Raw genomic sequence first — 10,431 nt, 5'->3', positions numbered from 1 at the left:
TATTAATATTTAGTAATTTATTTGTTCATATATAATTTTAAATATTTTGTTTTACATAATTTTAGTATAGTTAAATTTTTTTAGGAGAATAAATATGAATTTCTTTAAATTATCCTCCGCTCAGAAAATGCTTTTATTTTCAGAGATAAATAATCCTCATAATGATTCATTTTATCTTAAATTTAGAAAAGATTATGATTTGGAGGATTGGGGGTATGTTAAAAAAGCAATTAAAATAATATCTGCCCAATATTTGAATTTACAAATTAAAAATGATGATACCGGTAATTTCAAGCAGTATTATATAGATATTGATGTAAATATTGATTCATTTGATGTTTCAAATGAAAATCTAAATGATTTTATAAAAGATTATCTTGATAAACCTTTTGATGATGTATTTGACTCTCCGTTATATAAATGGGCAGTTTTAAAAACAGAATCTTCCGCTGTTTTGATAGGTGTTGTCCAGCATATTTTGCTTGATGGGACTTCTTTATTTTCAATTATTCCTCATGAAATGGATAAGTGCATCGAATCTATTAAAAACAATAGTGAATATGTCCCAATTGATTATTCCTATGAAACTTATGTTGATGAAGAATTAAAATATTTAAAATCTGATGAAGCAAAAAGTGATAAAAAATACTGGTTAAATACTTTAAAGGATTATTCCGGAGACTGGTATTCATTTGATAATTCGGAACTTGGGTATTTTGAAGTTCTTTTAGATCAGACTTCAGATTTTAATTATTCGCCATTTGTAACATCTCTTGCATTAACCTTCTTGTATTTGGCAAAATTAAAACGTGGCAATAACTTATTCAAAGATCTGGTTTTAAACACTTCAGTCCATGGCAGATACTTTGGACAAGATGATGCACTGGGAATGTTTGTAAACACTATTCCATTAAGATTAACCTATGATGAATATTTAACATTTGATGATTTGCTTGCATACTCTAAAAGCGTTTTAAAAGAGGGTTTGGCTCATGCGAAACTGCAGTTCAGCGAGTACACAACTGATTTGAGAAATGCGGGAATTGATCCTGATTGTATTTCTACTATTTCCATCGTGTCAAATTCTACAAATCATGATTCTAAATTCCTGACATATCAAAAGGACATTAAATTCCCGCTTCACTTCAGAATAAATAAAAATTTCTCCGATAAAAATGGTTTGCATTCTATTTTCATTGAATATGATAAAGCATGTTTCCATAAAAGTGAAATCGAATCAATCGGTCAAGGTTTAAAAGATCTATTAAAAGAGGTTAGCATAGATTCATCAAAAAAATGTCGGGATTACAATGTGGATGAAGTGGAATTTTTCAGGGCAGAAAATTATTATAATAATCTGATAAATTCATTTGATAATCCAACATCAATTTCACCGGATGTTAGTGGTGATAAGGTTAAATTTACACAGATTTCTAAAGCAATTGATGAGGATAAGTTACAAAATTTGTCTAACCAGTATAAACTGCCTAAGGAAAAGCTATTGCTCGCAGTTTTCCTATATGATTTAACCAAATTTTCATTTTCAAAAGATATTTTAATTGCTTATAATCGTGTTGCTGCAGGATATCATTTTGACACTGATTTAAGCGTTGAAGAATACTTAAATGATTTTAAAAATTCATTTAAAGAATTCAATAAATATCCCCTTTTAAACAATCAGAAATTAAACTTTGAAAGTGAAATATTATTTTTCATTGATGAATTTGACACTAAAGACTACAAACTTGTCTTTAATTATGAAAGTGGAAAAATCAATATCAGTTATGACGAATCATTCTATTCAAAAGAATTAATGGACGTATTTTTGGAGTCCATTGATGTATTATTGGATAAATTTACCATAAATGAGACATTACTTAATTCTATTTCAATAAGACGTGAAATTGAACTTGATGAGGACTTTGAAATTGATCTGGCTAATGAAGGCGTAATAAATAATATATTTGAAAAGATATCTTTGGAAAATCCGGATAAAACAATACTTTATACAGAGGATGGCGAGTTAACATATGATGAATTAAACAGAAAAGCAAATAAAATAGCCAACAGTTTAATTAAAAATGGGGTTGAAGTTGAAGATAAAGTAATGTTTATGATGAGGAGAAACAGTGATTTGATAGCGGCTGTTTTAGGTATTGTCAAAGCGGGCGCCGCATTTATTCCGATTGATCCGAACTATCCGAAAAACAGGATTGACCAGATATTGGAAGACAGCGATTCAAAATTTGTCATTACTTCTGAGGATATCGAATACGATGGTGAAAACAGATTTGATGTTGGAAAATTACTTGAAGAAAGCGATGATTCAAATCCGAATGTAGAATTAACTCCTGACAATTTATGTTTCTTAATTTATACTTCAGGGTCAACCGGAAAACCTAAGGGGGTAATGATTACTCATAGGGGAATATCAAACTATATTGCCAATGTGGATGAAAATGTTCCGATTTATGAGCTCAACCGTAAATGTGATAAGTTCATATCAATTTCAACAGTGTCATTCATTGTATTTTTAAGGGAGATATTCGGTACAATTTTAAACGGTTTGCCGGTGGTATTTGCAAATGATGAGGAGGCTATTGACCCATTACAATTAGTGGAACTGTTTAAAAAGACTGATGCGGATGGTTTTGGCTCAACACCGACAAGACTGCTTGAATACTTGCAGCTTGAAGAAATTCAGAATGTTGTTGGCGGATGTAAAGTAATTATTGTAGGTGGTGAAGGATTCCCTCCAGTTCTCTATGATAGATTGTCAAAATACACTAAAGCAGATATCTACAATTCATATGGTCCGACAGAAGTTACAATAGCATCACATTACAAATTAATTGACTCTTCTGAAGTAACTGCTGGTTGGAAAATGCTTAATGTAGTTGATAAAATTATGGATATTGATGGAAATCAGCTGCCTGCTTATGTTTCCGGTGAAATATATGTTGGTGGTGCCGGAATTGCAAGAGGATATCTGAATAATCCTGAACAGACCGAAAAGGTGTTCATGGAGTTAAACAACATTCCATATTATAACACTGGTGATTTGGGTAAAAAGGATTCAAAAGGCGAACTGTATGTTGCAGGACGTAACGATACTCAGATTAAACTCAGAGGATTGAGAATTGAGTTATCTGAAATCGAAAGTGTAATAGCAAACTATGAAGGCATTGCATTGTCAAAGGTTGTTGTTAAAAAACTTAACAGTATTGAACACCTTTGCGCATACTTTACTGCAACTTCACAAATTAATTTGGATGATTTAAAACAGCATTTAATCGATTCACTTCCGAAGTATATGGTGCCGTCTTATTTAATACAATTGGACGCTTTTCCAAAAACTCCAAATGGAAAAACTGACTTCAAAAACTTGCCGGATCCTGAAATAAATCTAGATGATTTTATTAAACCGAGAAATGATATTGAAAAAGAACTGTTTGACATTGTCTCAGATATTTTGGGAATGGATGAATTTGGTGTTAATACTGATTTATTCAGCATTGGTTTAACTTCTTTGACAGTTATCCAGCTGACCTCTGCAATATATTCCAAATTAAATGCCCAATTGAATGTTACTGAAATTCTTAAATACAAAACTATTGAAAAAATAGCTTCTGAAATTAAAATTGAAGATGATGAATCGCAGGATATTAAAGAACTTTATCCTTTAACTCCAAATCAACTTGGAGTTTACTTTGACTGCATTAAAAATCTGGATAACACTGCATATAACCTTCCGAAGAAAATGGAATTTAGTGAAGGAATTGATGTTGGCAAACTTAAATCATCAATCATTAAAGCTATTGAAAATCATCCGTATCTCAAAACAAGAATAATAATGGATAACGGTGAAGTATATCAGCAAAGAAGGGATGATTTAAAAATTGATGATATGATTGAAGTTGTTGATGAAGCTGATGTTGATGAGTTTGTAAAACCATTCAAACTGGATGAGGGTCCATTATTCAGATTTAAGATAGTTGGAAACTCAATGCTTTTAGCTGATTTCCACCACATTATTGTTGATGGAACCTCTTTAAACATTTTATTTGATGAAATCTCAAAAATCTATGATGGAAAAGATTATGAGATTGAAGAGCTTGACGGATTTGAATATTGCTTAAATGAGATTAAAACACGCCAATCCGGTTTATATGAGGAGGCAAAATTATTCTTCAATAACAGAGTCAAAGAGTTTGATGATGTAACATTAATTCCACAGGACATTAACGGCGATGAATCACAAGGTAAAGTCGCAATGAATGATATTTTCCTTGAAAAAACCAGTATTGATGAGTTCTGTTCAAAAGCAAATATCTCTCAGAACAATTTGTTCCTGGCAGCAACATCATTTGTTATAAATAAATTCGTATATAATCGTGATACATTAATCGCAACTATCACTAATGGTAGATTCAATCCAAATCAACAGAAAACATTGGCCATGATGGTTAAAACATTACCATTAGCATTGAAATTAAATTCTGATTCAACTCTTAAGGAATACTTTGAATATATAAATGGGGAATGGCTGAATGTATTGACATATTCCGCATATCCTTTAACTGAAATTTCAAATGAATTCGATATTGCTCCTGAAATATTATATGCTTATCATGGAAAAATCATTGAAGACATTGAAATCGGTGGAATGAAAGTTGAAAGACAGTCTATTGATTATGAAGGACTGAAATTCAAAGTCAACATTAATGTTGTGGAAGTTGATGGTCAATACAGAATTTTCTGCGAATATAATGATCAGTTATACTCTGAAACTTTAATCAGCACTTTCCTTGAATCAATTAGAATAGTTTTAAACAAATTCCAGACATTTGATGAAAGCACATTGATGAAAGATATTTCAATCATTGAAAACGATGACTGGGGTGTCGATGATTTGGCATATGATGATGTTCCTGAAGACAGATTAAATAAAATATTTGAAAATCAGGTTGAAATGCATCCTGACAGAGTAATATTATATGCCACTGACGGGGAATTTACATATGATGAACTAAATAAAAAAGCTAACAGAATTGCTCACAGCCTCATTAAAAGGGGTGTCGGTCCTGAAGACAGAATAATGTTTATATTAAATAGGGACAGTAATGTGGTTGCATCAATATTTGGTATTCTAAAATCCGGTGCAGCATTCATTCCGGTGGATTCAGAATATCCATCTGAGAGAATTGAGCATGTTTTAACAGACAGCGAATCCAAATTTATCATTGTGGATGATGTGATTGAGAAGAAAGGTATAGATTTAAGTGGATATGAAGATAATTTGCTTGATGTTAATGAACTGCTCAAAGAAAAAGACACTGCTAACCCTGATCCGGATGTGCATGCAAACAATATGGCATATCTCATTTACACTTCAGGTTCAACAGGACTTCCTAAAGGAGTAATCCTTGAACATGGAAACATTGCAAACTTTGTGTATCCTGACCCAAGGAATGTTTGTACTTATGAACTGGTTCATAATCTTGAAAAAGAAGATTATAAAGTATTGTCCACAACAACAGTTGCATTTGATGTATTCCAGCAGGAAATTATGGGATCACTTTTGAATGGTGTTCCAATGGTATTTGCTAATGATACTGAATATAAAGATCCAATTGAAATGATGGATTTAATCCACAGAACCGGTGCAAATGTTTACATTGCAACCCCATCAAGACTGCTTCAGTATCTTGAAATTGAAGCGATGCAGGAGACTATGTATGGATTTAAGGTATATATTCATGCTGGAGAACCTTTCTCTAAAAGATTATATGAGCTTCTCTCACAAAATTCCAATGGAAAATTCTTTAATATGTACGGGCCAACAGAAACAACTGTCTACTGTAACGGTGTTCAGCTTGAAAGCTCAGATATTCACATTGGAAAAGAATTATTCAACGTTCATGAAATGGTCATGGACTTTGACTCCAATCCATTGCCTCCAAATGTAATAGGGGAGTTATATATTGCAGGAAAAGGGGTTTCAAGAGAATACTTGAATCGTCCTGAGAAAAATGCTGAGGCATATGAAGTTATTAACGGAATAAGATTTTACCGTTCAGGAGATTTTGTTAAGGTCACTGAAGAAGGAGATTATTATGTATTCGGAAGAATGGATAATCAAATCAAACTCAGAGGTTTAAGAATAGAAATTGGGGAAATTGAAGTTGGACTTTCAAAATTCCCAGGAATCAAATCCGTTGCAGTTGTTGTTAGAAAAATCAAAGGCAATGACCATTTATGCGCCTACTTCACAGTTCATGATGAATACAGGGAGGAAAACCGTGGAGAAAACGAATACTCAATTAATATTGATGATTTAAAAGCTTCCCTTGCGGAAAAATTGGTATATTATATGGTTCCAACAGTTTATATGGAACTTGATGAAATGCCTCAAACAGCAAATGGTAAAACAGACCTCAGAAACTTACCTGAACCTGTTTTAATAACAGAATATGTGGCTCCTGAAAATGACATTGAAGCATTCTTTACAAACCTGTTTGGTGAAATCTTAGGACTTGATGAAGTAAGTGCTACAGATAATTTCTTTGAAATTGGTGGAACCTCACTTTTAGTGACCAAAATTACAATGGAGGCACTAAACAGAAACTATAATCTGAACTATGGGGATGTATTTTCAAATCCAACTCCAAGAGCATTGGCCGAATTGGTATTATCCGACCAGTCTGAAGAGAAAAAAGCTGAACTGTCATATGATTATTCCGATATTGATTCATTACTTAAGAAAAACACTCTTGAAAACTTACTTGATGGCGAAATTCAGGATAGTTTGGGAAATATTTTACTCACCGGAGCTACAGGATTTTTAGGAATTCATGTTCTTCGTGAAATATTGGAAAATGAAACTGGTGATGTATACTGTTTCATAAGATCAAACAAAGTATTAAGCGGAGAGGAAAGATTAAAATCACTTCTCTTCTATTATTTCTCCAATGAATACGAAGAGCTTTTCAATGAGAGATTGCACATTATTGAAGGGGATATTACAAACTTTGAAGACTTTGAAAAACTTATTAATGTAAACATTGATACCATTGTCAATTGTGCAGCTAATGTGAAACACTTTTCATCTGGAACGGACATTGAGGACATTAACCTTGGTGGTGTTGTAAACGGGCTTAAGTTTGCTAAAATGAAAAATGCAAAATATGTTCAGGTTTCAACCTACAGTATTGCAGGTGAAAGTATTAACAATTATCCTCCTGTCGATGTTCCGTTCACAGAGCAGGACTTATTCATTGGTCAGGCTGTGGACAATCAGTATCTTAACTCCAAATTCCTCGCAGAAAGGGCAGTTCTTGAAGCTGCGGTAGAGAATGATTTGGATGTTAAAATCATGAGGGTTGGAAACCTGATGGCAAGAAGCTCTGACAGTGAATTCCAAATTAACTTTGAATCAAACGGATTCATTAACCGTTTAAAAGCATTTGTTACAATTGGAAAAATGTCTTACTCAATGATTATGGGCAATGTTGAATTTTCACCAATTGATATGACTGCAAAAGCAATTATTAGTCTGTCAAAAACTCCAAAGGATTGTACTGTATTCCATCCATATGATTATCACAGTATCAGTTTTGGAGATATAATTGAAATCATCAAACCTCTGGGATTGAATATTGAATATGTGGAGGAAGATGAATATCAAAAAGCATTGGATGATGCATTGGCCGATAAATCAAAACAAGAAGGAGTTTCAGGTTTAATTACTTCAATCGGTTCTGGTAAAGTTAAAAAAATCTGGCTTCCTGTATCAAATGATTATACCGTACAGGCATTGTATCGTTTGGGAATTAAATGGCCGTATGTGTCTGAAGAGTATGTCTATAACTTTGTGAAATATTTGGATGATCTGGACTTCTTTAGTATTTAAGGGGATTAATGATGTATGAAAGAAATTATGAATTATTGAGGAGTAAATTCAGTGAATTTTTCCTCCCGACATTATTTACTTCAATGGCAGGAAATATCTGTTTATTTGTGGATGGTTTGATAGTGAGCTTTTTAATTGGTGCATCTAATCTTGCACCAATTCAGATTGTAGCTCCTGTGATTACTTTTGTCAATCTAATCTATTGGATGATTGGATTGGGTGGTAGTGTACTTTGTTCTGTTGCAAAGGCAGAATTTGATGATGAAAAGAGTAATTCATATTTTTCAACATCCATTATTTCACTTTTAGTAATTGGAATACTGATTTCGATATTCGGTTTGATATTTTCAGGCAGTATTACACAGTTTTTATGTTCCTCCCAGCCCGAACTGATTCCTGAGGTAACTTCATATTTCAATTCATTAATTATTGGTATGCCGTTTTTATGTTATATGATGAGTTTATCATACTTTATAAGGGCAGATGGTATGCCGTCACTACCGTTCAGGGCAATATTGATTGCAAATATTGTTAATATATGTTTTGATGTAATTTATATTTTATATTTCCATTTAGGACTTTCAGGAGCAGCATTGGCTACTTCAACAGGTTATCTTGTTGGATCAGTTTTAATTTCATATTACTTTTTTAAAAAGGACCGTACATTGGAATTTATTAAATTAAAATTAGGCAAATTCTTCGCTTTCCTTAAAAAAATTGCAACTTCCGGATTTTCATCTTCTTCAACACAGTTATACTTAACTTTAAAATTGCTTGTAATAAACTTTTTAGTTGGAATATATGTTGGAAAATCAGGTATTGTGGCATTCGGTATCTGCTATAATAGCCTGTTCATATTATATATATTTTTAATAGGAACTGCTCAGACAATGTCTCCAATAGTGTCTGTTTACTTTAAAGAAGAAGACTATTCTGGAGTTAATTACATTATTCACAGGTCTTTAAAAATCGTTGTAATTGCAAGTTTGGCTTTATCTTTGTTATTTATTGTGTATCCTCGGGCGTTATTGTTCCTGTACAGTGTTAAAAATCCTGCAGATGTTCCTGTTGTATTGAATGCTCTGCGAATATTTGCAATAAGTTATGTGGGAACAGCCATTACATTTTTATATACTTTTTATGCTCAGGCAATTCAGAAAAATAAATTATCCACTATTATTTCCCTGCTTGAAGGTTTGGTCTTGCCTATTGGGCTTGCATGCATATTGTCCATTCCATTTGCAGGAAACGGTATTTGGATTTCATTTGCAATCGCTGAAGCATTAACAATACTGTTCATCTTTGCTTATTCAAAATATATCCATAAAAAAACAGAGGGTGAATATTCAGGATTCTTTATCAACAAGCACAATGATGATGAAAAAGTATTTGAACATACAATTAATGGTAATGTAAAAGATGCTGTGGAATTGGCACAAAATGTTCAGAATTATTTATCAGACAATAAATCTGCAGCAATAGTCAGTTTAGCTATTGAAGAGATGCTTGTAAACATCATCAAAACAATGAAACAGTTAATACAATTGACGTAATTGTTAGAAATAATGCTGACAATATTTTAATATCAATTAAGGATACTGGTGTCGATTTCAATCCAGTAGTGGAAAAAGATAATCTTGAATTTGACAATATCAGTGTTTTAAATAAAATTGCAGACAATGTTGACTATTCAAGAGTATTAGGGTTAAATAGTACTGTAATAACTATTAAAAATTAACAACTTCATTATATATCGTATAATGAAGTCATTAATCCATCATCTTATTAGCTAATGCAATATGCTAATGGTGATGAGATTAATTCCACTTTTGATATGTGGGGTCAGTGTTTATGTTTGAATTAAATGTAATTTTTTTAAAGTCTTGTTTTGGCCTAATTATGTATGACTTGAAATTTAAAATATTAATCAGGTAATTATTTGGAGAGGAATATATGAAAACTCATGCGAAAGTTGTATCATTTATGTTCTCTCTACACTACTTTTTTTTAGAACTAATAATAATTAAATATTTTCATCCAGCATTCATTAATCATTTTTTTGACGAATTCACCTATACCAAACCATAAACTCGGAATAGGGGACAAGCTCCTATTCCTCGAACCTTGACGAACTTACTATTGTTAAATCTATAGTATAGGCCTTTCGCTATCGTTCAAGGCATCCAGTTCGACCTAAAGCTCGGACTGCATATAATGGTGGTGCTGGTTAAATAAAACTACTTTTTTCATTGATGACTTACGGAACCGGCCGGAAATGGTCGTTTCCTCACTATAGTTTATGTTCGCCAAGTCTATTCACCCAGGCCTCCCCTCCACGCCTCCGCTAACGCTCCAGTGTGGGAGTCGGCCTGGGCGAATTGGCTCGCTTAATAACATGGCTATGGTCAGGTTGCTATTTCCAGAATTAATTAACTACAAAAAAATTCGCAATTTTTATTCAAAATTTAATAGTTGCAAATATCAGTTTACAGGCACTCTTATCCCTATTTTAGTTACAT

2 protein-coding genes are annotated in these 10,431 nt (G+C 32.5%); both read left to right on the top strand.

Features of this window, described 5'->3' with window-relative positions:
* Positions 1 to 94 precede the first annotated feature (94 nt).
* A complete protein-coding gene (locus tag E7Z79_RS08155) occupies positions 95 to 7,912 on the top strand; it encodes a non-ribosomal peptide synthetase (RefSeq protein WP_303739463.1) in 7,818 nt (2,605 codons plus the stop codon).
* An 11-nt stretch (positions 7,913 to 7,923) separates the two neighbouring features.
* Positions 7,924 to 9,465, top strand: a complete 1,542-nt coding sequence (locus E7Z79_RS08150; RefSeq protein WP_303739462.1) for an MATE family efflux transporter — start codon at positions 7,924 to 7,926, stop codon at positions 9,463 to 9,465.
* Positions 9,466 to 10,431 lie beyond the last annotated feature (966 nt).

It is taken from the genome of Methanobrevibacter thaueri (genome assembly GCF_015062905.1).
GTDB classification, from domain to species: Archaea; Methanobacteriota; Methanobacteria; order Methanobacteriales; family Methanobacteriaceae; genus Methanocatella; species Methanocatella thaueri_A.
This window is presented reverse-complemented; position numbering and strand designations above follow the sequence as displayed.